The sequence below is a fragment of the Marivita lacus genome, assembly GCF_014637725.1.
Lineage (GTDB): Bacteria > Pseudomonadota > Alphaproteobacteria > Rhodobacterales > Rhodobacteraceae > Marivita > Marivita lacus.
Genome location: NZ_BMFC01000008.1, coordinates 21,554 through 46,087 on the forward strand (window position 1 = coordinate 21,554; position 24,534 = coordinate 46,087).

Annotated in this window: 27 protein-coding genes and 1 pseudogene; 18 read left to right on the forward strand and 10 right to left on the reverse strand. The window is 60.3% G+C overall.

Annotation, left to right across the window (positions count from 1 at the left end; translation table 11 throughout):
* Nucleotides 1-19: 19 nt before the first annotated feature.
* Both IEV82_RS14650 and IEV82_RS14655 read right to left on the reverse strand, forming a co-directional pair.
* Nucleotides 20-184 (reverse strand): annotated as a pseudogene (locus tag IEV82_RS14650) (transposase); the annotation flags it as partial.
* Between the two features lie 22 nt (nucleotides 185-206).
* Nucleotides 207-893 (reverse strand): TDT family transporter, encoded by a 687-nt coding sequence (locus IEV82_RS14655; protein ID WP_188482786.1) that lies wholly within the window; start codon nucleotides 891-893, stop codon nucleotides 207-209.
* 91 nt (nucleotides 894-984) lie between these two features.
* On the opposite strand from IEV82_RS14655, the gene IEV82_RS14660 reads away from it, so the two are divergent.
* The 4 genes from IEV82_RS14660 to IEV82_RS14675 all read left to right on the forward strand — a co-directional run bounded on the left by IEV82_RS14660 (nucleotide 985) and on the right by IEV82_RS14675 (nucleotide 2,890).
* Entirely contained in the window at nucleotides 985-1,188 is a 204-nt protein-coding gene (locus tag IEV82_RS14660) for a hypothetical protein (RefSeq protein WP_188482787.1), read from the forward strand.
* A 156-nt stretch (nucleotides 1,189-1,344) separates the two neighbouring features.
* Nucleotides 1,345-1,869 (forward strand): molybdopterin cofactor-binding domain-containing protein, encoded by a 525-nt coding sequence (locus IEV82_RS14665; protein WP_229747829.1) that lies wholly within the window; start codon nucleotides 1,345-1,347, stop codon nucleotides 1,867-1,869.
* A gap of 100 nt (nucleotides 1,870-1,969) precedes the next feature.
* Nucleotides 1,970-2,179, forward strand: coding sequence for a hypothetical protein (locus IEV82_RS14670; protein WP_188482789.1), 210 nt, complete (start codon nucleotides 1,970-1,972; stop codon nucleotides 2,177-2,179).
* Between the two features lie 75 nt (nucleotides 2,180-2,254).
* The gene (locus IEV82_RS14675; protein WP_188482790.1) at nucleotides 2,255-2,890 is read left to right on the forward strand and encodes a helix-turn-helix transcriptional regulator; all 636 of its coding nucleotides are present in this window, start codon (nucleotides 2,255-2,257) and stop codon (nucleotides 2,888-2,890) included.
* 397 nt (nucleotides 2,891-3,287) lie between these two features.
* Here IEV82_RS14675 and IEV82_RS14680 read toward each other — a convergent pair whose 3' ends face one another.
* Nucleotides 3,288-4,721, reverse strand: coding sequence for an alkaline phosphatase D family protein (locus IEV82_RS14680; RefSeq protein ID WP_188482791.1), 1,434 nt, complete (start codon nucleotides 4,719-4,721; stop codon nucleotides 3,288-3,290).
* A gap of 225 nt (nucleotides 4,722-4,946) precedes the next feature.
* On the opposite strand from IEV82_RS14680, the gene IEV82_RS14685 reads away from it, so the two are divergent.
* The gene (locus IEV82_RS14685) at nucleotides 4,947-5,783 is read left to right on the forward strand and encodes a DUF6635 family protein (RefSeq protein ID WP_188482792.1); all 837 of its coding nucleotides are present in this window, start codon (nucleotides 4,947-4,949) and stop codon (nucleotides 5,781-5,783) included.
* Between the two features lie 38 nt (nucleotides 5,784-5,821).
* Here the strand turns inward: IEV82_RS14685 and IEV82_RS14690 are convergent, their stop codons facing one another.
* On the reverse strand, nucleotides 5,822-6,781 hold the full coding sequence (locus tag IEV82_RS14690) for a calcium/sodium antiporter (RefSeq protein WP_188482793.1): 960 nt from the start codon (nucleotides 6,779-6,781) through the stop codon (nucleotides 5,822-5,824).
* 192 nt (nucleotides 6,782-6,973) lie between these two features.
* Between IEV82_RS14690 and IEV82_RS14695 the strand changes: the two genes are divergently transcribed.
* From IEV82_RS14695 to IEV82_RS14740, 10 genes are all read left to right on the forward strand, one after another.
* Nucleotides 6,974-7,279: an exopolysaccharide biosynthesis protein gene (locus tag IEV82_RS14695; protein ID WP_229747830.1), complete on the forward strand. Its 306-nt coding sequence runs from the start codon at nucleotides 6,974-6,976 to the stop codon at nucleotides 7,277-7,279.
* Between the two features lie 288 nt (nucleotides 7,280-7,567).
* The gene (locus IEV82_RS14700) at nucleotides 7,568-7,795 is read left to right on the forward strand and encodes a hypothetical protein (protein ID WP_229747831.1); all 228 of its coding nucleotides are present in this window, start codon (nucleotides 7,568-7,570) and stop codon (nucleotides 7,793-7,795) included.
* A gap of 407 nt (nucleotides 7,796-8,202) precedes the next feature.
* Nucleotides 8,203-8,610 carry a hypothetical protein gene (locus IEV82_RS14705; RefSeq protein WP_188482795.1) on the forward strand — a complete coding sequence of 136 codons (408 nt, stop codon included), beginning with the start codon at nucleotides 8,203-8,205 and terminating at the stop codon, nucleotides 8,608-8,610.
* A gap of 159 nt (nucleotides 8,611-8,769) precedes the next feature.
* Nucleotides 8,770-11,124 carry an efflux RND transporter periplasmic adaptor subunit gene (locus IEV82_RS14710; protein WP_308420443.1) on the forward strand — a complete coding sequence of 785 codons (2,355 nt, stop codon included), beginning with the start codon at nucleotides 8,770-8,772 and terminating at the stop codon, nucleotides 11,122-11,124.
* On the forward strand, nucleotides 11,121-14,312 hold the full coding sequence (locus IEV82_RS14715; protein WP_188482797.1) for an efflux RND transporter permease subunit: 3,192 nt from the start codon (nucleotides 11,121-11,123) through the stop codon (nucleotides 14,310-14,312). Before IEV82_RS14710 ends, IEV82_RS14715 begins: the two co-directional genes overlap by 4 nt.
* Before the next feature lie 35 nt (nucleotides 14,313-14,347).
* Nucleotides 14,348-14,692 (forward strand): copper-binding protein, encoded by a 345-nt coding sequence (locus IEV82_RS14720; protein ID WP_188482798.1) that lies wholly within the window; start codon nucleotides 14,348-14,350, stop codon nucleotides 14,690-14,692.
* A 223-nt stretch (nucleotides 14,693-14,915) separates the two neighbouring features.
* The gene (locus IEV82_RS14725) at nucleotides 14,916-15,203 is read left to right on the forward strand and encodes a c-type cytochrome (RefSeq protein ID WP_444543191.1); all 288 of its coding nucleotides are present in this window, start codon (nucleotides 14,916-14,918) and stop codon (nucleotides 15,201-15,203) included.
* Nucleotides 15,204-15,226: 23 nt separating this feature from the next.
* On the forward strand, nucleotides 15,227-15,586 hold the full coding sequence (locus IEV82_RS14730) for a copper resistance CopC family protein (RefSeq protein ID WP_188482799.1): 360 nt from the start codon (nucleotides 15,227-15,229) through the stop codon (nucleotides 15,584-15,586).
* A gap of 9 nt (nucleotides 15,587-15,595) precedes the next feature.
* Entirely contained in the window at nucleotides 15,596-16,471 is an 876-nt protein-coding gene (locus IEV82_RS14735) for a CopD family protein (RefSeq protein ID WP_229747832.1), read from the forward strand.
* A gap of 293 nt (nucleotides 16,472-16,764) precedes the next feature.
* Nucleotides 16,765-18,129: a multicopper oxidase family protein gene (locus tag IEV82_RS14740; RefSeq protein ID WP_229747833.1), complete on the forward strand. Its 1,365-nt coding sequence runs from the start codon at nucleotides 16,765-16,767 to the stop codon at nucleotides 18,127-18,129.
* 199 nt (nucleotides 18,130-18,328) lie between these two features.
* Here IEV82_RS14740 and IEV82_RS14745 read toward each other — a convergent pair whose 3' ends face one another.
* Nucleotides 18,329-19,648, reverse strand: coding sequence for an MFS transporter (locus IEV82_RS14745; RefSeq protein WP_188482802.1), 1,320 nt, complete (start codon nucleotides 19,646-19,648; stop codon nucleotides 18,329-18,331).
* 8 nt (nucleotides 19,649-19,656) lie between these two features.
* Nucleotides 19,657-19,917: a metal-sensing transcriptional repressor gene (locus tag IEV82_RS14750; protein ID WP_188482803.1), complete on the reverse strand. Its 261-nt coding sequence runs from the start codon at nucleotides 19,915-19,917 to the stop codon at nucleotides 19,657-19,659.
* A 74-nt stretch (nucleotides 19,918-19,991) separates the two neighbouring features.
* Between IEV82_RS14750 and IEV82_RS14755 the strand changes: the two genes are divergently transcribed.
* The 3 genes from IEV82_RS14755 (at nucleotide 19,992) to IEV82_RS14765 (ending at nucleotide 21,768) form a co-directional block, all read left to right on the forward strand.
* The gene (locus IEV82_RS14755; protein ID WP_188482804.1) at nucleotides 19,992-20,348 is read left to right on the forward strand and encodes a hypothetical protein; all 357 of its coding nucleotides are present in this window, start codon (nucleotides 19,992-19,994) and stop codon (nucleotides 20,346-20,348) included.
* 61 nt (nucleotides 20,349-20,409) lie between these two features.
* A complete protein-coding gene (locus tag IEV82_RS14760; protein WP_188482805.1) occupies nucleotides 20,410-21,138 on the forward strand; it encodes a HupE/UreJ family protein in 729 nt (242 codons plus the stop codon).
* Between the two features lie 18 nt (nucleotides 21,139-21,156).
* The gene (locus tag IEV82_RS14765; RefSeq protein ID WP_188482806.1) at nucleotides 21,157-21,768 is read left to right on the forward strand and encodes a transmembrane anchor protein; all 612 of its coding nucleotides are present in this window, start codon (nucleotides 21,157-21,159) and stop codon (nucleotides 21,766-21,768) included.
* 812 nt (nucleotides 21,769-22,580) lie between these two features.
* Here the strand turns inward: IEV82_RS14765 and IEV82_RS14770 are convergent.
* The 4 genes from IEV82_RS14770 to IEV82_RS14785 are packed head-to-tail and all read right to left on the reverse strand — an operon-like array spanning nucleotide 22,581 to nucleotide 24,533.
* Complete coding sequence (locus IEV82_RS14770) at nucleotides 22,581-22,760, reverse strand: hypothetical protein (RefSeq protein WP_188482807.1); 180 nt, start codon at nucleotides 22,758-22,760, stop codon at nucleotides 22,581-22,583.
* Nucleotides 22,760-23,671 (reverse strand): MBL fold metallo-hydrolase, encoded by a 912-nt coding sequence (locus tag IEV82_RS14775; RefSeq protein ID WP_188482808.1) that lies wholly within the window; start codon nucleotides 23,669-23,671, stop codon nucleotides 22,760-22,762. The genes IEV82_RS14770 and IEV82_RS14775 overlap by 1 nt, the downstream gene beginning before the upstream one ends.
* Nucleotides 23,668-23,904 (reverse strand): thioredoxin family protein, encoded by a 237-nt coding sequence (locus IEV82_RS14780; protein ID WP_188482809.1) that lies wholly within the window; start codon nucleotides 23,902-23,904, stop codon nucleotides 23,668-23,670. Before IEV82_RS14780 ends, IEV82_RS14775 begins: the two co-directional genes overlap by 4 nt.
* The gene (locus IEV82_RS14785) at nucleotides 23,901-24,533 is read right to left on the reverse strand and encodes a class I SAM-dependent methyltransferase (RefSeq protein WP_188482810.1); all 633 of its coding nucleotides are present in this window, start codon (nucleotides 24,531-24,533) and stop codon (nucleotides 23,901-23,903) included. Before IEV82_RS14785 ends, IEV82_RS14780 begins: the two co-directional genes overlap by 4 nt.
* Nucleotide 24,534: the final 1 nt, after the last annotated feature.

The window sequence follows — 24,534 nt, forward strand, 5'->3', positions numbered from 1 at the left end:
CGAAAACCGGTTTGGTCTCTCACATGTAATCGTCCCCGTTCAACCGCTGTGCTAGGACGTACAGCCGCACGAACAACATCCTCAGATAGCGGCTGCCGCGTTTGGTGATCCTGCCGAAAATGGTGCGACCGCCGGTGCTGAATTGTCGGGGCACGAGATCAACCCATGCCGCGAAATCGCGACCGTCGCCATCGAAATCATCGGCCCTAGGCTGACTTGTCGTTCGAAATGGGGGCCAGCTGTCCCGTTATCCACTGCCGGAACACCAGGACGAGGATGAGCGGTATTACCAGGGTTGCCCCGATCAGCACCCCCAAGCCCGCGATCTCAAAAATCTTGCGTCCGTCCTGCACCAGCAGTGCCGATGCGCTCGCCGCCAACGGAAACGTGAAGGCGCTCCAGAGTGGTGAAAAACCGGTTGCAGTAAGCCAAGGGCCAGCAATGAGAAAACTCGTCAGGAGCGCCAAGGTCAGAACTGCAAAGCCGGTGGCGAACACCTGCAGCCCTGTCGCCGCCGCAACGATCGCAAAGAGCGCGGCTGGCGCAAGGTGCATCGCCAATAGCGGTCGCAATGACGGGGGCAACGTCGCGCGTCTGAGCTGCCTGGCAGATAGCACCCAGATCGCGACAGCCACGGGAACCATCGCAACGAAAAGCCCCCGCGCAAGACCCGTCATGTCCAGCGCTGCGGCCGGTGTCGCTGCCATGATAAACCCAACGAATGTCACATGCCAGGAAGGCGTAGGCTGCATACCCTCGGGTTGTCCACCACGAAGAATGTAGATCACGATCAGGGCAAACGCCGTGTGAAGTGCAAGCCCAACCAGCAAAAGCGCTATTGCAAGCGATCTCGAATACGGCACGGCAATCATCGCCAACAGGAAGATCGACAAGGACCCGACCGCCAGTCCCGCGCGGCCAGCCAGTGTCTTAAGGTCCTCCCCCAAACAGGTCGCCTGCACCGAGCTCGGGGCCCACTGGGACGTGGTTGATGTGGTGCTGCACGCAACCGACATGCCGCGCGTCAAGGCGACGGTTGGCAGTGAATCGGCAATGCTTTTCTCCGAGCCCCTGGCACAGGCCTGCGCCGCCCTGCGCGATGCCTTGGCAGCGGGACAGATCGCGGGTCAGGTCCGCGTCACCCCCGTCCTCCTTTGGAGTTGCGCAGCCTTCGCACCGCTGGCCTGATCGGGTCCAGCCCTGCAATCGTCCAAGGGCGAGGGATCGTCACCGGCGCGCCGCTTTACGCCGCCGATGTGCGCCTGCCTCGCATGCTTTACGGTCGCGTGCTGCGGGCCCCCACCTCTGTCGAGGGACAGACCCGTCCCTTGCGCTGGAAACTGGATGCCGCGCGCGGTGCCGGGTTTTGTCGCCCTGAGGGAGATTGCATCTTGGGGCCGACCGCCTTCGCCCGTCGATGGCCTGCGGCTGGGGCGCGGTATCGCTTGCGGCACTTACAAAGACACAAGCCATGCGGCCGCCGTGGCCGATGTGGCCGTCGACAGCCAAGGGCGGGTGCGTGTCACGCGGCTGTGGTGTGTGCATGACTGCGGGATCGTCCTCAACCCCGATCAGGTCCGCGCCCAATGCGAAGGCAATCTGGTCTGGAGCCTTGGCATGGTGCTGACCGACAATCTGCCCACGGCAGTCGGGCATGTCACGGCACAGAGCTTTTGCGATGCCCCGATCCCGCGCATGACCGATGTTCCAGCCATCACCGTGGATCTGATCCAGAGCGACCGTCCGCCGCAAGGGGCAGGAGAGACTGCAATGGTCGCCGGTCCCGGCGCCATCGCCAATGCGATCCGTGCGGCGACAGGTCAGCGCACCACGCGCTTTCCAGTTCGGGCCGAGGATCTGAGGGCATGAAGACGCTCCGTCTCGGTCTGGTCATGCAGCGCCGAACCTACGTTTCTTTGAATATTCCGCCAGCTTCAGCCTATGCTGTTTTCCGCAAGGAGCCGAGCACATGACGAGAACATCAGACGAAACCGATTTTGCTTCGACCGCGATGATGCGCCTTGTCGCGGCGGGGCTGTCCCGGCAACGTATCTCCATCCCGGTGCCGACATCCGCGACCGCGCATGTTTCACGCATGGCCAAGCGTGATGTGCTCGGTGATGTTCTGGCACACCATGGCCCGTTGGCCATCCTGTCCATCGCAGACGCCGCACGGTAGATGGCACCAGAGCCTGTCGTGCAGGCCCTCACTTGTGCGAAGGACATCCCTGACCTCATGAACCGGGGGCATCGCTTGGAACGCTTCAGCCATGGACGACATACAATCGCGGTGGAGCAGCTTGGCCCGGACAGTTTTCGCCTGAATCACCGCGCGCGCGACGCGCGACCGCCGCCATCCTTCGTTGAAAGCCTCCTGGTGCTGGGGCTCCTCACGATCCTGGCCGAGATGACCGGATCGACGGATGTGACATTGAAAACTGCAGCGGGCGAGGTCTGGCGTCGTCATGGGAAATGGCACATCCCGGGCCCGTCAAGCAGCATTGCCAGCGTCGTCCTTACGACAGCAACGGTGCGCGGAACGGCTGAGTTGCATGATGCAAATCTGGTTTCTGACCCGGTTTCGGGTCTGCGGAACCGGCTTGTCGCTGACCCGGTGCGCCGCTGGACGGTTGCACACCTGGCCGCCGAATGCAGCACTTCGTCCCGGACATTGCAACGTCGCCTGACCGAAAGATCGCTGTCGTTTTCCCGCCTTGTCACGGACGCGCGGGTCGAAGTCGCGGCAAGCCATCTTTGCAAGGCAAATGGCCCGGCGCTCGCAGAGATTGCCTTCATCGCTGGATATGCAGATCAGGCTCATTTTGCGCGCACATTCAGCCGAGCTGTCGGCAGGACGCCCAGCGGTTACCGTGCAGACTTCGGCCAGTAGCTGATCTTAGATCTGCTCATCTTTCTGTTCTGATCGCCTCTTTGGAGAATCCACCATTCATGGCACGCGCGGTGATTCAAGAAAGCCTTCGCCGCGCAGACATTTATGGCTTTTTTCCAAACCTGGCTTGACCGATGTTCACAGCGCTGGTCTCGAGCTCGTAGGGTGCGGGACTTTGCTTCAGATGGGTTTGCAGACACGACTGCACGCGCGCAGCCCGTCGCGCCCTGACTGAATCCACGAAATGGTCCGAACCTTTAGAAGCACCCATATTTGCTCAATGGGTCGGCTCTGACCGCAAACGGATGAAGAAACCCGTCAAAAGACATCTTTGGGATCATCGGCGCGAGCAGGATCGATGACGTCCCGGAAGTAGGTTTTCTTTTTCAGTCGCTCGTCACAAATCCAACGCTTTGGTCATGCCGCTCGTTTCCAAATCCCACCGAGCCGTCCAGTCCTTGTCGTCCCGCTGGAGGATAAGGTAGTTCCGCTCGGCGATGTACCTGTCGGCTTGCCCTGGCAGTCGCGCCACGCGGATAGGATGTTCGGGCACAGGATCCTCGCCCAGCCAGGACAGTGCGCCAAGGAAACGCGCCCATGCCCTGGGCGGAGCTCGATGCGCGATGCCAGAGGCTACAAGCTGGTTGAGGTGCAGACCACCACCGAGATCCATGACCGCGCGGGTTGCCAGGTGGATTTCGCCCGAGACCGCCGTTATGTCGTGCCCGTCCCGACGCGCAAGGTCCCGGACCAGCCGCAGCATCCGCCGCCACTCGTCGCGGTGTGCGCGGCTTTGCCATTGGTCGCGCAGGTCGTCCTCGTATTTCTGCATCCGCGGTATCACGACCATGAGCGCTTCCAACAGCGACAGCCGGGGGCCGAGCAACGGTACGCTGGACATCAGCAGGGTGTGGCCCCGCACCTGCCTCTGCGTCTCGGCCTCCATCATTGCCCAACCACCCAACCCCATGATCTGGCGACGTGTCCGCTCGGACCGCAGATCGGGGGCAAGAATACGCAGGTCGGGAGCGTGGATGACCCAACCCAGATGCTGCCCAGTTGGATCGGCGAAACGCGCTGGTAGATCGCCATGGGTTGTCGCCTGTTGAAAGACCAGGAAGCTTTCACGCGCGACTTCGAACAGCGTTTGACCGACCGGGGAATAGGTGCGCGATCGGCGCAGAGAACCCCAGCCGTCACAGATGTCGTGATCGTCCCACTGCATCAGTGAGGGCACCCGCGCGCCGAGCCACGCGAATTGCGGCGCAGCGTAGAGAGCAGCGTAGCGTTCGAGGAAGCGCTCGCGCAGGTGATGGCGAAGATCGTCCAGCGCCGCGCGCGATGGATCGCGCGGGATGCGCTCGGGCCAGTCATGGCTGAGGTCGTTTCCCTCCGTCACCTCGTCTGCATAGACTTGGTCGCCGCCGTGCAGCATCAGCGCGAAGGGCCGCCGTCGGTGTTCGCCCCGCAACCGTTCCCACATGGCGTTCCGCTCGGCCTCCTCGCGGTCCATATCCCCCACTTCCTCACCATTGCAGGATACGTAGGCCAACCGCAGATCGCCCGTGAGGTCACCCATGACCTCGTAGGTCGTGCCGTTCCAGCGATATTCCGACGGACGGTCAGCCGGGAGCGTGAACCGCGCGCGCCAGACGGTCGCATCGTTGTAATCGGCCAGCCGCACCGGGTCGACCTTGCCATCCGGCAGTTCGACGGGCGCAACGGCCTCTCTTCTCGCGGCGATGAAGAGGGCGGACAGATGCAACTTCTGATCCACGACAGTGTCGAGAATCAGGATTGGGCCAAGGGTGGAGTTGCACTGGAAGCTCATGGCCTCCAGCTATTGCAGCCATCTTGGCAACGCAATTCTGGAAGCGAGACCTCGAGCGAAAGTATTTTTGGTTCAGCCGTGACCGCAGTGATGATAGGGCTGATTTCCGCGCACGTATCGTGCCACAGCGCCGTCTTGAGCAAGTGACAGGCGCGCCCCATCTGTAGATGGCAACCCGGGCTCGCGGCTCAGGCAGCTTTCAAGTTCACGAGCGAGGCAAGCGACATGTCTGATACGGCCAAACGAAGCGAGCCCTTCGAGAGCAATGACCGGGACGCGGCCCTGGTGCATGCGTTCGTTGAAAGGCACTTCACCTGGCCTGGCACCTTGCGGTTGCATCGCGCCTCTCTGGGGCTCGACCTGCTGCGCGCGCCCGTAAACTTGGCCCTCGCGCCGGTCTTTCTGATCGTCAGGCTCATGGCGCTGGTGCTGATGGGGTTGCGTCTTCGACGGGCCGGCCGTTGGCTGGCGGCGCGCCGCATCCTTCTGCGCTCCGATGCGGCGTGCGTGATCGAGCGTGCCGTCATGGATGAGCTTCTGCGCCAGCGGTCACCCCAAGGCAATCATGACACCGCCAACTGGGCGCAGGTGGTCCAGGACTATGTCGGCATCCGAAATGCTGTTGCCGAGATCGCGACGACTGTACTGGTGCTTGGCGTGGGTTTGATCGCCTTCCGGGCGGCCACGCCCGGCGTGCTGTCGCTTGCGCCGTTCGTGTCCGACCGGACTGCCTTGCACACCGCAGTCGCCCGGTTTCCGCTCGGCGAGACTTTGGGGCATGCCTGGTACGGCTTGTTTCCAGTGGACTTATCGGCCTGGTACATGGCGGGTGTCGGCGTGCTTCTTCTTGTGTCTGCGTCGGTCGTGACAACGTTTGCCGGCATCATTGCCGACCCTTTCCAGGCCGCTCTGGGCATTCATCAACGGCGCCTTTTGCGGCTCCTTGCGCGGATCGATGCGGCAAAGGCACCAGGCACCGAAATCGCCCGCGAACATTTGTTGGCTCGGCTCGCCGATCTGTCGGACGCCGCCTTAGCCTTTCTGCGGATGCTGCGCCCCTGATTTCAGCAAGTGACGAAAACCGAGGGGCGGCAGCCTCTCTACATCCCGTTCGTGAACAGGAAGGTCATGTAACCTGCATAGAAGGTCAGCATGAGAGCGCCCCAAGCGCGCCCGATCTTCTTCGACGCGAACAGCAAGGCGAGCAGCAGGAGCGCCGCACCGAGCATGACCGGCGTGTCGATCGCGCGGAAGCGTGCGCTGACCTCGATCGGCTGGATCACCACCGTCACGCCGAGGATCGCGAGGATGTTGAAGATATTCGAGCCGATCACGTTGCCGAGGACCACATCCGAGTGACGCCGGATGGCGGCGACGATGGCGGTGGCAAGCTCGGGCAGCGAGGTGCCAATGGCCACGAGCGACAGGCCAATCACGGCATCTGGCACACCGAAATCGCGGGCGATGTTCACCGCCCCCTCGACCAGCATGTCAGCCCCGAACACCAGGGCTGCGGTGCCGCCGAGTGCGAGAACCGGTGCGAGCCAGGGTCGCGGCAGGGGAATGTCCTTGAACTCCTCCGCTTCGTGCTGGAACGTTTTCGCGTCGCGATCGCGTTTTTCCAACCAGTAGCTGGAGAAGAGGTACCCCGTAAGGACCACGAGCATCGCGATGCCCTCGATACGCGTGATGATCTCGCCCTGCACCAGCGCGAAAGCCGCGAGAGATACGAGCGTCGCAACAAGCGCCTCTCGCACAGCAGTGCGGTCCCATCCGAGGATCGGCGCGATGATGGCAGCCACACCGACAATCAGCAGGATATTTGCGATGTTGGAGCCAACGACGTTGCCTAGGGCGATTTCAGGCGCGCCGTCGAGCGCCGCGTTGACCGAGACGAGCAGCTCGGGCGTCGAGGTACCGAAACCGACGATGACCAGCCCGATCAGAAGCTTCGATATGCCGAGGCGCTCGGCGATCGCAACGGAACCTCGCACCAGCCCCTCACCGCCGAGGAACAGCAAAACGAGGCCTGCGGCCACGAGGAGGAGATCATGATGCATTCTTGTTCCTGTCCAAAAGTTCCAGCCGCAAATGCACAGCCGCCGCTGGCAGATAGTGCGACCTATCGCGAAAAGGAACAGCCGGTACTGAATTGCGTTTCTGTTTTGAAAATTTCACCGGTTTGCAGGACCTGCGATTGCAATGACCCTCCGTCGATCTGATATCCACGGCGCGCAACGCAAGAGGATCAGATGCAACGCGAGACCGCAAAAAGGCGAAGACCTTCGCTGTCGTTGCCCATCCTTCGGACATCCCGAAACCAGCACAGGGCCGGGACGCTGATCCTCGGCAACCTTTTGACTGCGCTCGGCGAGGCATCTTTTGGCTGGACGATCGTGGTCTTTTCGTTGCTCACCTTGCTGCCGTTGCCGCCCGGATCGTCCCTGATCACAGCCCTGCCGCTTCTGGTAACGACCAGTCAGATGGTGCTTGGCTATCCGCATGTGAACCTGCCCGGACCGCTTGCGCGGTTGCCGCGTGACGCATCCAAGCTGTGACGATTTCGGGACAGTCCGCAATCCGATCCCGTTTTGACCTCGAGGACCTGGAGCCCCAATAGCCCGTGCATCGCTGCGTGACTGTTAAGGGGGGTCGGTTTACCAGACAGAAAGACCGTTCGGGCGGTTCCCGTTCCCCAGCAAATGATGACAGTCATGGAGATTGCTTCACGGTTTGCTCTCGAAGTCTTTCAATGAAACGCCTATTTCCCGAGCATGTTGCAGCTAAGAACCCTCTGGCGGGGCGATTACGCCCTTTCCGACGCCTTCTGGACATGGGCACTCACCGTGGGCCTTCTGGTCAACGTCGTGACGAGCGTACTCTTCCTGTTCCTGATCACGCAGGATCTGGCATGGGCCGCGTTGCTCGTCGGGTATGGGGTTTCACTCCCCTACAATGTCGTTGCGGTAATCGGTGTATGGCGCGCCGCGGCACGGTACGATGGACCGACCATCCATGCCGATCTCGCCCGTGGCGCGACGGTGGTGCTGATGACGGTATTGAGCCTAACCTGAAGGTGCAGGCAGATGGCATGTTCATGTCCATCTTGGATCAGGCGCAGATCGACTTCTGCTCACATCGTCGAGGAATGTTCCTGCCTCCGCCAGGCAAGCTTGCGCAGGGTTTTCGGTCGGCGATGCGGGTCTGGAGATCGGCTCGGTCAGCGAGGCTCAGGTAAAGGCGGATCTCCTGGCGTCTCATGCCCCGACACTGACACGGCTGGCCGTTAGATCGGAATCCTCCGTCGGGTGCAGGCCACGGGCTTCTAGATGCCATGACAGCGGTAGACTTGGCTGCCCAACTCAAAGCTGGACGTCTCATATGAGGCGCCAGAAACACACACACCGCTACCGCGGCTCGTTTTGATGCGAATCACACGTATTTGATATTTGTTCCCAAATTTCCCCGCTAATTCTTTCTGATGATCGGTCGGAAAGCACGATTCGCCTCTTTGGCGACGATACGCATTGTGGGGGCACTGCTCCTGCTCACTGCTTTCGCGTTTCAGTCGCTGAGTTATGCGTCCGGTCCTGCTGATCTGCTGACGCAGGAACAGCATCACGAACAAGATCATGCATTGGCTGATCACCCGATCGAGTGCCCGATGGCGGCACAAGACATGATCGCTTCAGCGCTTGTCGATCAATGCCCAGATCATTTTGCATCTGGACATTGCTCTGTCACACAATGGTGTTTGCAAATCACCGGCGGTTTGACAAAAATAGACTTCCACGGAGTTCTGACGGCTCAAAGCCTCCGCTTCGAAGACGAACGCGCCTTGAAATCGCGCCCCTCCAGTCCCCAAGACCGCCCTCCCCGCCTCGTCTGATCGTTCTTCGATGAGCTGTTGCACCTCTGCTTCAGCCCGCTTTGACCGTTTGGAAATGACCCGCCTTTGCGCTGGTCCAGACCGAGGCATACCATGCGTGGACGATATTCAGCCCTGAGCATTCTTGCGCTAGCCGCAGGTGTTGCTGGGGGCATCTACTTGGAACGATTGTATTTGAACCCGGAAGACATGTCCGACGATGACGGGCCAGAGGTGCTCTACTGGGTGGCTCCGATGGATCCGAATTTCCGCCAACCCGGTCCGGGAAAATCTCCAATGGGGATGGATCTGATCCCGGTCTATGCGGGGCAGGAACCCTCTGGGGATCCCGCCGAGGTGACGCTGTCAGCCGCCGAGATCAACGCCATCGGAGTCCGCACGGCCCTGGCGCAGGTTTCGGAGATTTCACACCGCATCGAGACGGTTGGGTTTGTAGGCTACGACGAACATCTGACCAGTCACGTCCACACCCGTGTCGATGGGTGGATCGAAGTCCTGAACGTACGTGCGGTGGGCGACCAGGTCCGCAAGGGCGACGTGCTTTTCGAATTGTTCTCTCCCGAGTTCGGCATTGCAAGTTTTGACTTCCTTCGAGCCAGCAAAGAAGGGATCGGCATTTCCCTCGAAGCGGCGCGCAACAAATTGCGCAGCCATGGTGCGACGGACAGTCAGATCGCAGAGATCGAGGAGACCGGTGAAATGGCGCGGCGCATCCGTGTCGAAGCTCCGCGCGATGGCGTGGTGATCGGCCTTGCTGCAGCGGACGGCATGTTTCTGCAGCCAGGCACTCAAGCTGTCTCGATCACCGACCTCAGCGAAGTTTGGCTGATCGTCGATGTGTTTGAACGCGACATTGCTCGCATGACAGACGACATGCGCGCCATCGCACGGTTCGAGCATTTGCCGGGGCGGACCTTTGAAGGTGAGATCGATTATGTTTATCCCGAGCTTGACCCGCAGACCCGAACACTCCCGGTGCGCCTGAGTTTCGACAACACGGAAGGTCTCTTGAGGCCCAACATGTTCGGCACCGTCAGTCTTGTTCCGGGCCACTCCCGGACCGCTCTCACCGTGCCGACAGAAGCGATCATCCGTACGGGGACAGCGGAACGCGTGATCCTGAAAAGCGGCGAAGGCACGTTCATGCCGCGCCTGATCACAACCGGACTGCGCGACAATTTTGGTGAAGGTGGGCGCACGGAAGTGGTCCAGGGACTCGCGCCGGGTGAGGAGGTGGTTGCCTCGGCCCAATTCCTGATCGACAGCGAAAGCGCGCTCAGCGCCGGACTGATGCGCATGGCTCCAACCGATGAAGCGCCTGCGCGCGGCACCGGCGAACTTATTGCTTTGGACCACTCGGCACGTATGGCGACCATTCAGCATGGCGAGCTCGAGAGTCTCGATTGGCCTGCCATGACGTCTCGCTTTCCGGTTCGTTCAGATGTGTCGCTGGATCGCATTGCGCCGGGCATGCAGGTCGCTTTTCGCGCAGCGCGTGGAGCGGATGGGCTACTTGGCTTGCTGGATCTCGGGAGCGATGATGGCATTGCAGCGACCGGCAACGGGAAAATCTTGGCGGTCACGGCAGATGGCACGCTGACACTGACACACGACCCAATCCCGGAACTGGGTTGGCCCGCGATGCAGATGGATATGCCCGTCATTGGGTTCGATCCGTCCACAGTGCCGCTGGATGCTCCTGTCGAATTCGACCTCAGCAAGGGTGACGATGGTCTCTTTACCATTGTTGCCGTCCGCGCCGACGGAATGACGACAGCAGAGGCGGGGGCAGAGGTGGCATCGATGGCCACCGAAGCGCCACCGATCATGGTATCGGGCATCATCGATGTGCTGAACCAGACTGCGGGCACAGCAACCATTTCGCATGGTCCGATTTCCGAGATCGGGATGCCCGGCATGACCATGGACTTTGCAATCGCGGACACGGTGGACCTGTCGGCCCTTCCTGTTGGTTCTGAAACCATGCTGACCTTCGCTCGTCCTGACGGGATGACGATGGTCCTCGCAGCAGCTGAACCTGTCGCTCCGCCGATTGTCGTGTCGGGAACGATCGATGCGATTGATGCGGAGGTCCGCCAGGCGACCATCAGCCATGGTCCGATTGTCGAGATCGGAATGCCTGGAATGACCATGGACTTTGCCATCGACGAGGCGCTCGACCCGACGGCACTGCCTATCGGTATCGAGGTCGAAATGACTTTTGCACGACCAGACGGGATGACCATGATCCTCCGGCAGGCTGAACCGATGGCGGCCCCGATGGAAGTCCGTGGTACCATCAACGCTGTCGATCTTGACACGGGCATGGCCAACATCAGTCACGGCCCGATGACCGAGATCGGGATGCCCGGCATGACCATGGACTTTGCCCTCGATGCTGCACTTGATCCCGGTTCCCTTCCCGTGGGGAACGAGATCGTGCTTCAGCTGCATCGCAACGCGGACTTCTCGATGACGCTGGTCGGCACACGCGCACAGGAGGTCATTCAATGATCCCTGCCATCATTCGCGCTTCCATCGCCAACCGGGTCATCGTCGTTGCGCTGGCAATCATGATGGGCGTTGTCGGTATCTGGGCGATCCGAGAAACTCCCGTGGATGCGATCCCGGATTTGTCCGACGTGCAGGTGATCGTTCGCACACCTTTTGCAGGCCAAGCACCCCAGGTGGTCGAAGACCAGGTAACCTATCCTATCGCAACCGCCATGCTGGCCGTTCCCGGTGCCAGCGATGTCCGCGGGTTCTCGTTTTTTGGCGACAGCTACGTTTATGTCGTGTTCGAGGACGGCACGGATCTCTACTGGGCCCGGACGCGTGTCTTGGAATATCTCGGCCAGATCACGGCAAACCTGCCGGAAGGTGTGTCGCCCCAGCTTGGGCCGGATGCCACGGGTGTGGGCTGGATCTATCAATACGCCCTGATCGACCGCACCGGCGGTCATGATCTGGCGCAGCTGCGCACGCTACAGGACTGGTTCCTGAAATATGAATTGCAGACCGTCGACGGCGTGTCCGAAGTCGCCACCATCGGCGGCATGGTCAAGCAGTACCAGGTGGTCGTCGATCCGAACAAGCTGCGCGCCTTTGACGTGACCCTGGCGCAGATCCGGACTGCCATCCAGAATGCCAACCGCGAAACCGGCGGATCGGTGATCGAGATGGGCGAGGCTGAATTCATGGTCCGCTCCACCGGCTATGTCAACGATCTTGCCGATCTGGCCAAGGCGCCCCTCATGGTGAACCAGCGGGGCGCGGCACTGACGCTGGGAGATGTGGCCGACATCCGTCTTGGTCCCGAGATGCGGCGCGGCGTTGGGGAATTGAATGGCGAGGGTGACGCCGTTGGAGGCGTCGTGATCCTGCGTTGGGGTGGCAATGCATTGGCAACCATCCAGGCGGTCGAGACCCGGATCGAGGAATTGCGCGCATCTCTTCCCGAGGGCGTCGAGATCGTCACCACCTATAATCGTGCGGGAGTGATCGAGCGCGCAATCGAGAACCTGCAGAAGAAACTGACCGAGGAATTCATCGTTGTCATCCTGGTCTGCGCGGCTTTTCTTCTACACATCCGGTCTTCCCTGGTGATCCTGCTGTCGCTTCCCTTGGGCATCTTTGCAGCCTTCATCATCATGAAATTCCAAGGCGTGAATGCCAACATCATGTCCTTGGGCGGCATTGCCATCGCGATCGGGGCGATGGTGGATGCGGCTATCGTGATGATCGAAGCGATGCACCGACGGTTGGAAGAGGAAAAACTGAACAATGAGAACCGGTGGCGCATCGTCACCGAATGCGCAACAGAGGTCGGACCTGCGCTGTTCTTTTCGCTGGCGATCATCACGGTCAGCTTCCTGCCCGTCTTCGTGCTGGAAAGCCAGGAAGGGCGCCTTTTCAAGCCGCTGGCCTTTACCAAGACATACGCGATGGCAGCGGCCGCCATGCTGTCGATCACACTTGTGCCGGTCCTGATGGGATATTTCGTGCGGGGACGAATCCTGCCGGAACGGAAGAACCCGCTGAACCGGATCGTGATCTGGATTTACCGTCCGTTCCTGGATGCCGCCGTCGCCTGGCCTTGGGCGACCACCCTGCTGGCTGGTGTCCTCGTGGCCTCCATGTGGTGGCCTCTGCAGCGCATCGGAACGGAGTTCATGCCCGAACTCAACGAGGGTGATTTCCTCTATATGCCGACCCTCTATCCCGGTGTGTCCATCGGCAAGGCGCGCGAAGTCCTGCAGCAATCCGACAGGCTGATCGCGACAGTACCGGAGGTGTTGACCGTCCATGGCAAGCTTGGTCGTGCGGAGACTGCCACCGACCCGGCACCACTGACCATGATCGAGACGACCATCCAGTTGCGCCCAGAAGAGGAATGGCGCGACGGCATGACCATGGAGATGATCCGCAACGAACTGGACCGTGTCGTGCAGATCCCTGGTGTGACGAACGTCTGGATCCAGCCGATCAAGAACCGCATCGACATGCTGGCGACCGGCATCAAGACCCCCGTGGGCGTCAAGATATCGGGTGCGGATTTGAGCGTGATCGAGCAAATCGGGATCGAGGTCGAGCGTGTCGTGGCGGGCATCGAGGGCACATCGTCGGCTTATGCGGAGCGCCCCATTGGGGGTCGCTTTGTCGAAATCGACGTCAACCGCGATGCCGCCGCCCGTTACATGATGACCGTGCGCGACGTGCAGGACGTGGTACAGACCGCCATCGGAGGCATGCAGGTCTCGGAGTCGGTTGAGGGGTTGGAGCGTTTCCCGATCAACCTGCGTTATCCTCAGGAATGGCGCAACAGTCCGGAGCGCTTGCGCGATCTGCCCGTGGTGACGCCATCGGGTGCTCATATCCCTCTGGGAGCGATGGCAGAGATCAAGGTGGTTGACGGTCCGGGAATGATCCGGTCGGAAAACGCACGTCGCACGGGGTTCGTATTCATCGACATTTCTGGACGCGATCTGGGTGGATACGTCACGGAAGCACGCGAGGTCGTCGCCCGCGAAGTGACCCTTCCACCCGGATACTCCATCGCGTGGTCTGGGCAGTACGAATACATCGAGCGCATGCAGGAGCGACTAAAGCTCGTCGCTCCCGCAACCTTGCTGATCATTACGCTGATGCTCTTCATGGCCTTCAATCGAGTGATCGAGGTGGGCATCATCCTTGCCGCCCTGCCGGTGGCTTTGGCAGGCGGCGTCTGGTTTCTGTGGTATCTGAACTTTGACATTTCTGTCGCGGTCCTGGTCGGATTCATCGCTCTGGCTGGCGTGGCGGTGGAGACCGCCATCGTGATGCTGCTCTACCTCAACCTCGCCTGGGAGAAACGAAAGAAGCTGGTAATCGCAGAGGCACGCAAGATGACATCCCAGGATGTGGAGGACGTCGTGTTCGAGGGCGCTCTGCTCCGGGTGCGGCCCAAGGTGATGACCGTCGCAACGATCTTCGCCGGTCTGATCCCGATCATGTATGGCACAGGTACTGGATCGGAAATCATGCAGCGTATTGCAGCCCCAATGGTCGGTGGCATGGCCACAGCGACCCTTCTGACCCTTTTCGTGATCCCCTCGATCTTCGTGATCTGGAAACGGCTCGCGTTGAAACGAGTCAATCGTGAATTGCAACAGTCCGCCATCACGAGGCCGCCATCTCCTCCCAGCGCGGTTCCCGCGGAATGACTTCGAAAGCTTTACCTCAACCAGAAAGGCAACACATGAACCACCTGACTTTGATCACAGCTGCAGTCTTGCTCACGGCACCTGCGGCGTTTGCCCAAATGAACCATGGCAACATGGACCATTCCAACATGCCGATGACAGGCGCACAGATGGAAGGTGCGGTGCATACCAAGGCCGTCGTGAATTCTATTGCGGACGGTACTGCCAACGTCAGCCATGATCCGATCCCGGAAATCGGTTGGCCGGCCATGACCATGGACCTCGCTCTGGCTCCGGAGGCACAGATGATGGGTGAGGTCTCTGCGGGTGACAGCGTTACCCTGATGCTGATCAAGGGTGATGACGGCATGTACATGATCGGCGCGATGATGCCCGAGTGATCTGGCTCGATGAAAAACGCATCACAGGCAATGTCATCCAGACTTTGCCTGTGACTGACGAAGGGAAGGAAAATTCTTGCGAAAGAGCTTCATACTTGGCGCGCTTGGCCTTGCCGTTCTGTTGGCCCTCGGATGGAACGCGTTCATTGAAGCGCCCGAACAACGGGCCGCAACGACAGGTGGCATCGGTGACGCATTGGTTGCCGTCTCTCTCCCTGACGCCTTGACTGGCAAGCAACAAATCGGTGCCCGGGCATTCGAGACCAATTGTGCCACGTGTCACGGTGTCAACGCGGCTGGGCGCTATGGCATTGGCCCGCCCCTTGTGCACATCATTTACGAGCCCAGCCACCATGGTGATCAGTCTTTTCACCTTGCCGTCATGAATGGTGTGCGAAGTCATCACTGGCCATACGGCAACATGCCCCCTGTTGACGGTCTGACAACAGGCGACGTGGATATGATCGTGGACTATGTTCGCGCGTTGCAACGGTCCAACGGTATCAACTGAAGCAGTCTCAACAGGAAGTCGTCATGGCTCTTTCTCACCGCACATTCCTCGCAGCTTTTTTTGCCATTGCACTGGTGTCGCAAGCAGCAGTTGCACATTCGACAAAAGAAGGCACAACTCCGCCCGATGGCGAAGTCCTGTCCACATCACCCGAAACCATCGGCATGACCTTCGACATGCCCATGCGCGTCACGATGATCTCGCTCACGGATCAGGACGGCGCAGAACACGGGTTGACGCGGCAAGACAATATGCAGCCGGTAACGGTGTTCGATGCAAAGCCGCCAGTCCTTGCTGGCGGAAAATACAAGGTTCAGTGGCGCGGGTTGGCTGAGGATGGACATCCGATGCAGGGAACGTTTTCTTTTGAAGTGACTGACTAAGCGGCCATGATGGCAGCGCTGGCATCAGCAGATGCAGTCACTTGGCTGTCCATCTGTATCAAGGCGATGGTCTATGCGACCACGCTGCTGGCTGCAGGCTTGGTATTGATTTTGCTTTCCGTGCGGACGCTTCCAGAGGATGAAGATCGGCGTCTGAGGCGTATCGCGGTTCTGATGGCCATCGCTTCGGCCGTTTTTTCGGTTCTACGGCTGCCCATCAGGGCAAGTTTCCTTATGGGTGGTACATGGGCTGGTGCTCTGGACCCAATGATCTTCGGCATTGTCTTGGAAAGCCCTTTGGGCACCGCCGTCGCACTACGTCTCGTCGGACTGGGCCTGATCCTCGGAATCGTGTCGCGCAACCGGTTTGGGCGGAATTCCGCAGCGCTCGGAACGATTTTCGTCGCTGCGTCCTTTGCCATGCGCGGCCATGCCCTGGAAGACCCCCGGTTTCTTCTTGGGGTGTTGGTGACCGTTCACATGCTAGGGCTGGCCTTCTGGCTCGGAGCGGTCTTGGCGCTTCTGCGTCTTTCTTGGTACTCCAGTCCGCAGGCCACTGGCGCTTTTGCTGCAGAATTTGGACGCAAGGCGCTGTTGGTCGTGCCCGTATTGGTCTTGGCGGGGGTTGTAACCCTTTTGGTTCTCACTGGGTGGGGTGTTGCGCTGCTCTCCTCGGCTTACTCCCAGTTCTTCGCCTTCAAACTTGCGCTGGTCGCTGGCATCCTGGGATTTGCGGCATGGAACAAGCTGCGACTGACACCTGCATTGCATAGCGGCGCGCCCGCAGCGGCAGCACAGATGCGTGTCTCGTTGCAGATTGAGGCTGGACTGATTGCCGCTGTTCTGATGGTCACGGCAGCGCTCAGCACCGTCAGCGCACCCTAGCGCGTACCGATGCGAATGCTGTTAATGACTTTCACCTCGGCGATGACCTCCGCCGCGTATCACAAATGCAGGGTCGCTCCAACTCTACCCTTCAATCCGCTCGCCACCGCGCGCTGTCTGCCGCACGCGATCCACTTTGAAATAAGGGCCATAATGCATAGTCTCATGGCATGTGCTTTGTGGACACCCACCACCACACCTTCGGAAACCCCGTGAAGAGGAAAGCAATCATGCGCGCATTGTCCCGACGTTCTGTTTTGAAGGGGGCAGTGGCTCTCGGAGGTTCGGCCTTTGTGGCACCACCTGTTTTTGGCGATCAGAGCTTCCCGGTCTTGCGAGCGTCTCCCGCCTCGGCCCAACTCGCGCCTTTGGGGTACCCTGCGACACCCGTCTGGGCCTATTCAACCGACAAGGCCGGCACCGTGCCCGGCCCTGAAATCCGGCTCACCGCCGGAGAGCGTGTCCGCTATCGATTTGTGAACGACCTGCCGCAACCAACCGCCGTTCACTGGCACGGCATCCGGATTGAAAATGCGATGGATGGTGCCGCCCCTCTGACTCAGGCCGTTGTGCCGCCTGGCGAGAGCTTTGACTATGATTTCGTCGCCCCTGATCCCGGCACCTATTGGTATCATTCTCACAACAGGAGCTGGGAACAGGTCGCGCGTGGTCTCGCTGGCCCGCTGATCGTGGAAGATCGAGAGCCTTGGCTTGGTGAAGACGGGGCTGCGACGCGTGAGATGGTGCTCGTTCTTGACGACTGGCTGCTGAATGCCGATGCGGCCCTTGTCGAAGGAAGATGGGACGATCTGCACGCGGCTTCCCATGGCGGTCGCATGGGCAACAGTGTCACGGTGAACGGTTCAGCCTATCCCGATCTCGATATCCGACCCGGCGAACGCGTGCGCTTGCGGATCATCAACGTTGCAACCGACCGGATCATGCCAATTGCACTGCCGGGCATGTCGTCGCGACTGATTGCACTGGACGGCCACCCAGTGGCCCCTCGCGAAATTGAAACACTCGTTCTTGGCCCGGCGCAGAGGGCGGACGTGGTGATCGACGGGCAGCTGGACGGCGAAAAACGCGCCAGCCTGCTGCTGGATCCCGGCAATCGGGAATGGGTGGAAATTGCCGCATTCGTCCATTCCGGAGAGCCCATGACCGCATCAGGACCAGACGTGCGACCACTGCCGGCTTGGAACTCGTTGAAGGCACCAGAGCTCTTGGATCCACAACGCGAAACATTGGTGATGGATGGCGGCGCAATGCGTGGCATGAGTGAGGCCGTTTTCAAAGGCCGAACCATGGACTTCCGGGAACTGGCCTCGAACGGAATGGTCTGGGCCTTCAATGGGGTTGCCCACAAGATGGACAGCCCGATGTTCCGCACCGATCTTGGCCGGACGGTGCATCTGGAAATGTCCAACCACTCGATGTTTCCGCATGCCATTCATCTGCATGGTCATCATTTCGAAGTTCTGACGCGCAGCGGCACATTGAACCGAAGAGGTGATGTTCGTGATACAGTCGTGATCGGAGCTGACGAAACCATCGAGATCGCTTTCGTTGCCGACAATCCAGGCGTCTGGATGCTCCATTGCCACATGCTGTCCCACCAGAAATCAGGAATGATGGGCTGGTTCGAAGTCGCCTGATATCTTTGCATGCATAAAGGACTTTGAACGCTCCAAGACCTGGCTGATCCCGCTCTCGCTTGTTCGACATTGGCTGTTCCGCTCGGAACCTCACGGCGTTTTTTTCACCCAAGACAAGATGATGGCGTATATTCCAAATTTGTTTCAGACAGATTCTGCCGTCTGTGCCGGGCCTTCTACCGAGATGCCGGATGGCTCTTTAGAGCTGTGACGCCCATCGGGGGTGTTCGTCATCCACGACGAAAGCGTGCGCATGATGCCGCTCGCCCTTGAGATGCGGGTGATCGAGCGGCAGGTTTTCGTGGGTGTGCTCGAGAACCTCCGGGTCTTCTTTTGGCCAAAGTCGCAGGGCCGTCAGCGCCCCGAAGCAAGCCAGCGCCGCCAGCACACCGAGGGCCATCACAGGGCCAAACCGGGTCATCAGCCAGCCCGAGAGCGGATAGGTCGCAAGCCAGCAGGCATGGGAGAGCGCGAACTGGGCGGCAAACAGCGCAGGTCGGTCCTCGACATGGGCAGAGCGGCGCAGGAGGCGACCAGACGGTGTCAGCACTGCTGAATAGCCCAAACCCACCAGAAGCCATGCGCCCAGAAGGAACAACCAGTCCAGACCGAGCATGGCAATCTCTGCGGCCAGCGCCAACAGAACAATCACCATGAGCGCCGCACCTGCAACCATGACCGGTCGATCGGCCATGCGGTCAAGCACTTTCGGCAGCACCAGCGCCGCCAGCATCGAGCCTGCGCCGAAGGCGAACATGGTCCAGGCAAGTGCGGCCTCATTCAGTCCCAGCGTGCCACGCACCAGCACAACCGAGTTGACCAGCACCATCGCACCGGCCGCCGCGGCGGCAAGGTTCAGTGCCAGAAGCCCGCGCAGGCGCGGCGTGGCGAGATAAATGCGGATGCCCCGCGTGGTCCGGTCATATATGCCGCGTGGTGCGGAGGCCTTGGGGCTTGGCAGCAACACGGACACGACCAGAAGCGCTGAGGCCGCGAAGCCCACAACTGTCCCGAGAAACAGAGACTGGTAGCTCATCACCGCCAGAAACAGCGCGGCAAGGGTCGGGCTGACGATATTCTCCAGATCATAGGCCAGTCGTGACAGAGAGAGTGCGCGGGTATAGCGGGCCTCCTCGGGCAGGATATCCGGAATGGTTGCCTGAAAGGTCGGCGTGAAGGCGGCCGAGGCTGATTGGAGCAAGAAGATCAGCACATAGACCTGCCATATCTCGGTGACAAACGGCAGGCAGAGCGCTGCCCCCGCCCGAACGACATCCAGCCCCACCAGAAATGCGCGTCGGTTCACGCGCAGAGCGAAGGCGCCGGCGATCGGCGCGATGCCGACATAGGCAACCATCTTGATGGTGAAGACAGTGCCAAGCACCATCCCCGCATCGTCACCCGCCAGATCATAAGCCAGAAGCCCGAGCGCAACGGTTGCAAGCCCCGTGCCCAGCAGGGCCACGACCTGTGCGAGGAACAGGTGGCGATAGGTACGGTCGGCGAGAATGCTAAGCATGTCAGACCCTATAGGTAACGGGCGATGCTCTTGAGGTCGGACCGATCCTCGGGCACATGTTCTGTATCGAGACAGTGATCCATGTGGTCGTGAATCAGGGCGCGCTTGGCGTTGACCACGGCCTTTTCGACCGCATAGAGTTGCTGCGCGATCTGCAGGCAGGGCTTGCCGTCCTCGATCATGGCGATGACAGAGCGCAGGTGCCCGTCGGCCCGTTTCAGCCGAGCAACCAAAGCCGGATGGCTTGCGTGGATATGCGGTTTTGTCATAGAACAACGGTATCCTCCCCTGGGGGATAAAGCAAGACGACCTCGCTTTGGATCGCAGGAACGGGCAGGCAAGAATGATGAAAGCCTTGGCGACATTTGGACGGCAGGCGTTTGCGACCCTGCTCTGCCTGTCGCTGATCGTCTGGTCGGTTCTGCCAGCCGCGACCCATGCTCCAGCAGTCCTGGAGACGATCGAGGATCATCTCGAGGTGATCGTCGTGCATGGCCATTCGCATGGTTTTGCAGAGGATCTGGCATGGGTGTTGCACGGCCACAGCCACGACTCGGCCGATCACGATCACAATCAGCCTTTCCTCGCCACTGACTCTGGTTCGGATGCCGCGACCATCGAGCGGTCTTCGTGGCGGTTGTGGGTGTCGCTCGGCGGTCCCGCCCAGAGCTTCAGGATCGACCGACCTCCACGTGCGTGACCGGTGCCACACCCCTGAGTGGCCTCACCGATCTTCCAATTGCACATAACGGAGACCATCCATGACCTCGATCTCACGGGGCTTGAACGCGCTGGCATCACGCCGCGCGACGGCCCTGACACTCACGGTGCTTGCCCTTTATGCCTCAAGCGTGGCGCAAGCGCTGGCCCACAACGTTACCCCGGGTGACGCGGGCTACATTCAGGAAATATGGGGAGTGCATATCATTCCCTTCATTTATCTCGGCGCCAAGCACATGGTGACGGGCTACGACCACATCCTGTTCCTCTTTGGCGTCGTCTTCTTCCTTTACCGGATGAAGGATGTGGCCGTTTATGTCAGCATCTTCGCCATCGGACATTCGGTCACGATGCTGCTGGGCGTCTGGTATGGCTGGGGCATCAACGCCTATATCATTGACGCGATCATCGGCCTGTCGGTGGTTTACAAGGCGCTGGACAACCTTGGGGCCTATCAGAAATGGTTCGGGTTTCAGCCTGATACCAAGGCTGCGACGCTGATCTTCGGACTGTTCCATGGCACGGGTCTGGCCACCAAGATTCTCGAATACCAGATCGCCGAAGACGGGTTGCTTGCCAACTTGCTGGCTTTCAACGTCGGTGTCGAGATCGGCCAGCTTCTCGCCCTTTCGGTCATCCTGATCGTGATGGGCTATTGGCGGCGCAGCCCCAACTTCATGCGGCAGGCCACCGTCGCCAACATCATCATGATCGTCCTCGGCGTTATCCTGACTGGACAGCAAATCGCCGGTTACATCGCCTCGACATGACATCTCGGAGAAAAACAAATGCATAATGCCCCCGACCCCCGCCTCGAAGACCTGCCCAGCAAGGCGCAACTCTTCCGCTCCTCCATCCTTGCGGCCATTGGCGCCGCGGTGATCCTCGTCACTGCCTACCTGCCCGCCGAACACGCGATCGACCCGACGGGCGTGGGTCGCGTTCTGGGCTTGACCGAGATGGGCGAGATCAAGCGCGAACTGGCCGAAGAAGCCGCACACGATGCCGAGATCCACGCAGAGGGATCGTCGAGCGTCATCGACGATATCTTTGGCCTCTTCGTCGGCATGGCCAACGCGCAAGGCGTCTGGACCGATACCGTGACATTCACTCTGGCCCCCGACGCCTCGGCCGAGATCAAGCTGGTGATGGCTGAGGGGGATGTCGCGGAATACATGTGGGTCGCGTCAGGCGGCCGGATCAACTTTGACCTGCACGCCCATGGTGACGGCCAGTCAATCGACTGCGACCGGGGCCGCGGGGCAACCGACGGAGAGGGCCTGATCGAGGCGCCTTTCGCGGGTGAACACGGCTGGTTCTGGCGCAACCGCGACGGCACGGACATCACCGTGACTTTGCAAGTGCGGGGCAGTTACAGCGACCTGAAGCAAACCAACTGACAACACAGCAGCCATTCGTGCCTTGTGCGGCGAATGGTTGCTTTCCTGAACGTTTTTCGATGCACCTTGCGGCGTGACGGTTGCTGCCACGAGACGCCGGCTCGCCTTGCAAACTTTCAGGAACTCAGACCGTTTTCTGCCAGTTCGTGATGTTATTTTCGCTGGCGCAGAGCCCCGGGCGATGAGGGGAAGGTTGAGCTTCATCCCAGGTGGATCAGTGCGGCAAGTATGTCTGATCGGTGGACCAGCCCCAAAACGTTACCCCTGCGGCACACCTTTTTGTTTTTGTTGTAATAATCTACGAGGCGGTGGGACTTTTTTCTTTCACCATGTTTATTGGATTTTTTCGGATTTGGGTCCCACTTTTCCGGAGGGGATTGAGGCCGGAAAGCACCGCTTGCTTCGGTGACGCATCGCCCCGGTGCCTGAACATGCCAGCGGCGATCCTTACCTATGGTCTCTATAAAATGGATCAATCTGAAAGAGTGTGACTGACCCGCGCCTCACCTGCCCGATCTGCATGCACGTGAGGCCGGATTGATCCCCTCCCCTCGGCATGTGTCCACGTGGGATGACCTGACCGGCCCGGAACAGATGACGATGTTGGCCGAAGTGAGCGCTGCATTGGGTCGTGGCACGGCTGGTTTCGTTGCCTCATCCGATCACGGCCATTTCCGCCTGCGGGAAGCCTGTGGCGCACGTCTGACAACTGGCGGTCGAGATCCGCTCTTGCCGCTGCTCGCCGAGCGGCTGGAAAAGCCCGGTCGCCTTCGAACGGAAAGTGGCTTAAACGAGCACTTGGGGCGGCACAATTACGCGACAGGTCCATCAGTGAGTGTGTTCGAAATCGTGCCGTATTTGCGGAGGTTGCGGTGCAGCAGGTCAAGTCGTTGGTCGGTTTCATCGGTGTTCAGAACGATCCTCGCCGCCTTGGCACTGGCCTCTGATCCATGGCTGTCGATGCGACGGGCGGTGACATGGTATTCCAGCATCACTCCCATTCCATTTCTTCATAGGCCGCCTGTGCGTTGCGGCCTGCAAGGCTGTCGAACTGTTCCAGATAGCTCCAGGCCGATTGGTCAATCGCGGGGGCATCCATGATGTCTCCACCCTCGTCGATCAGCGCGCCGATCTGCGTGCGCAGGTTGACAAGGTAGTCGTGTGTGTCGCGCGTGGCTGTGGCCAGATCGGTGGCGCGGCCGTGGCCCGGCACGATATGTGTGGGCTCAAAGGCAGCCATTTCCGAGAACACCGCGATCCAGCTTTTGACATTGCGCGCGGGGCCGTTGCCCAGAATGCGGTCGACATAGACGATATCGCCGGTGAACATTACATCGCGCTCCTCCAGCCAGACAAAGCTGTCGCCGGGCGTGTGGGCCGGGCCGCGGTGCATGATCTCGAAACTGAAGCCCCCGAAGTCGAGCGTATGATCCGTTGCAAAGGTCACGTGTGCATAAGCGGGTTCGGTTCCGTCCAGCCCACCGCCCAGAAACTGCGCAAGCGCGCTCATGTGCTGGGATGCGCGGTCCCTGTGATCCGTCACGGCAGCCTCGCTTGCGATCACCACAGCGCCCTGCGCCTGCCAGTAGCCGTTACCGAGCCAGCGATGATCCTGCCCACCGGTATTGATCACATAGACCACCGGCTGATCGGTGACCGTGCGCACCGCGTCATGCAGCATCTCGGCGCCCTTGTACGATCCGCCCGGGTCCATCAGCACCGCGCCCTCGGGCGTGACGACCAGACCGAACGTGGCGTTGTTGGCCAGATTGGCCTCGCTGCGTTGCTCGGTCTCGCCAACGATGGCCCAGACATTGTCTGTCACCGGCTGAACCTCCAGCATTTGCGCCTGCGCAAGCACTGGCACCACCATCAACACCGCTGCAATACCCGCGCGGATCATGTGGTGATCCAAGCCTCAAGCTTTGCCGCATCAGGCAAGCCACCCGTGTGCACCAGCTTGCCGTCCACCGAGATGCCCGGCGTCGACATGACACCCGCCATGGCAATGGATTTTGCGTCGGTGATCTTTTCAACGGTTACCTCGACACCCAGCCTGGTTGCGGCGTCCTTGACCATTTGTTCGGTGGTGGCGCAGCGCGCACAGCCGGGGCCGTAGACCTTGACGTTTTTCATGATGTCTGTTCCTTCTTTCTGAAAACCGAGATCTGGAAATCCTGCACCGCCCCTTTCGGCGTTTGGTGCGCCAGCAGTTCGGACTGCACTGGTGCCAGCAGGCCAGGGGCAAGCTCTTCCAAGGTGTCCGCCAGTTCAGACGGTGCATAGCGTTGCACTTGCAGGCCCGAGCAGGTGCTGGGGCCCGTTGAAGCGAAGGTGGCAATGATCGCCACGCCGCCGGCGCGCAGCGCCGCATCAAGCGTATGCAGATAGCGCTGGCGATCTTCCATATCTGTCAGGAAATGGAATGCGGCGCGGTCGTGCCACAGATCATAGGATCGGTCTGGCGTCCAATCGCGCACATCGCCCACGATCAGGTTTGCGCTGTCCGCGCGATTGCCCAGCCGAGCGCGGGTGATGGCCAGTGCCTCTGCGGACAGATCCAGAACGGTGACCGGCCCGATCCCCTCGTCAAGGCAATGGTCAACCAATGCAGAAGATCCCCCGCCGATATCGACCAGCGCCCCGCCTGCATGCATGCACTGACGCACAAGCCGGATCGAGGCTTCGGGCGTTGCTTCGAACCACGTCAGTGCGGTTGCATCGCGGGCGGTATAGGCCCGATCCCAATGTTGGTTGCTGGACATG

Bases quoted from the DNA above. Each gene is read 5' to 3' on its own strand.
- IEV82_RS14720 (WP_188482798.1), top strand. From the start codon at position 14,348: ATGAACCACCTGACTTTGATCACAGCTGCAGTCTTGCTCACGGCACCT.
- IEV82_RS14745 (WP_188482802.1), bottom strand. From the start codon at position 19,648: ATGCTTAGCATTCTCGCCGACCGTACCTATCGCCACCTGTTCCTCGCA.
- IEV82_RS14695 (WP_229747830.1), top strand. From the start codon at position 6,974: ATGCAACGCGAGACCGCAAAAAGGCGAAGACCTTCGCTGTCGTTGCCC.
- IEV82_RS14670 (WP_188482789.1), top strand. From the start codon at position 1,970: ATGACGAGAACATCAGACGAAACCGATTTTGCTTCGACCGCGATGATG.
- IEV82_RS14690 (WP_188482793.1), bottom strand. From the start codon at position 6,781: ATGCATCATGATCTCCTCCTCGTGGCCGCAGGCCTCGTTTTGCTGTTC.
- IEV82_RS14770 (WP_188482807.1), bottom strand. From the start codon at position 22,760: ATGCTGGAATACCATGTCACCGCCCGTCGCATCGACAGCCATGGATCA.
- IEV82_RS14780 (WP_188482809.1), bottom strand. From the start codon at position 23,904: ATGAAAAACGTCAAGGTCTACGGCCCCGGCTGTGCGCGCTGCGCCACC.
- IEV82_RS14715 (WP_188482797.1), top strand. From the start codon at position 11,121: ATGATCCCTGCCATCATTCGCGCTTCCATCGCCAACCGGGTCATCGTC.
- IEV82_RS14755 (WP_188482804.1), top strand. From the start codon at position 19,992: ATGATGAAAGCCTTGGCGACATTTGGACGGCAGGCGTTTGCGACCCTG.
- IEV82_RS14665 (WP_229747829.1), top strand. From the start codon at position 1,345: ATGCCGCGCGCGGTGCCGGGTTTTGTCGCCCTGAGGGAGATTGCATCT.
- IEV82_RS14680 (WP_188482791.1), bottom strand. From the start codon at position 4,721: ATGAGCTTCCAGTGCAACTCCACCCTTGGCCCAATCCTGATTCTCGAC.
- IEV82_RS14685 (WP_188482792.1), top strand. From the start codon at position 4,947: ATGTCTGATACGGCCAAACGAAGCGAGCCCTTCGAGAGCAATGACCGG.
- IEV82_RS14785 (WP_188482810.1), bottom strand. From the start codon at position 24,533: ATGTCCAGCAACCAACATTGGGATCGGGCCTATACCGCCCGCGATGCA.
- IEV82_RS14765 (WP_188482806.1), top strand. From the start codon at position 21,157: ATGCATAATGCCCCCGACCCCCGCCTCGAAGACCTGCCCAGCAAGGCG.
- IEV82_RS14775 (WP_188482808.1), bottom strand. From the start codon at position 23,671: ATGATCCGCGCGGGTATTGCAGCGGTGTTGATGGTGGTGCCAGTGCTT.
- IEV82_RS14705 (WP_188482795.1), top strand. From the start codon at position 8,203: ATGATCGGTCGGAAAGCACGATTCGCCTCTTTGGCGACGATACGCATT.
- IEV82_RS14730 (WP_188482799.1), top strand. From the start codon at position 15,227: ATGGCTCTTTCTCACCGCACATTCCTCGCAGCTTTTTTTGCCATTGCA.
- IEV82_RS14750 (WP_188482803.1), bottom strand. From the start codon at position 19,917: ATGACAAAACCGCATATCCACGCAAGCCATCCGGCTTTGGTTGCTCGG.
- IEV82_RS14735 (WP_229747832.1), top strand. From the start codon at position 15,596: ATGGCAGCGCTGGCATCAGCAGATGCAGTCACTTGGCTGTCCATCTGT.
- IEV82_RS14760 (WP_188482805.1), top strand. From the start codon at position 20,410: ATGACCTCGATCTCACGGGGCTTGAACGCGCTGGCATCACGCCGCGCG.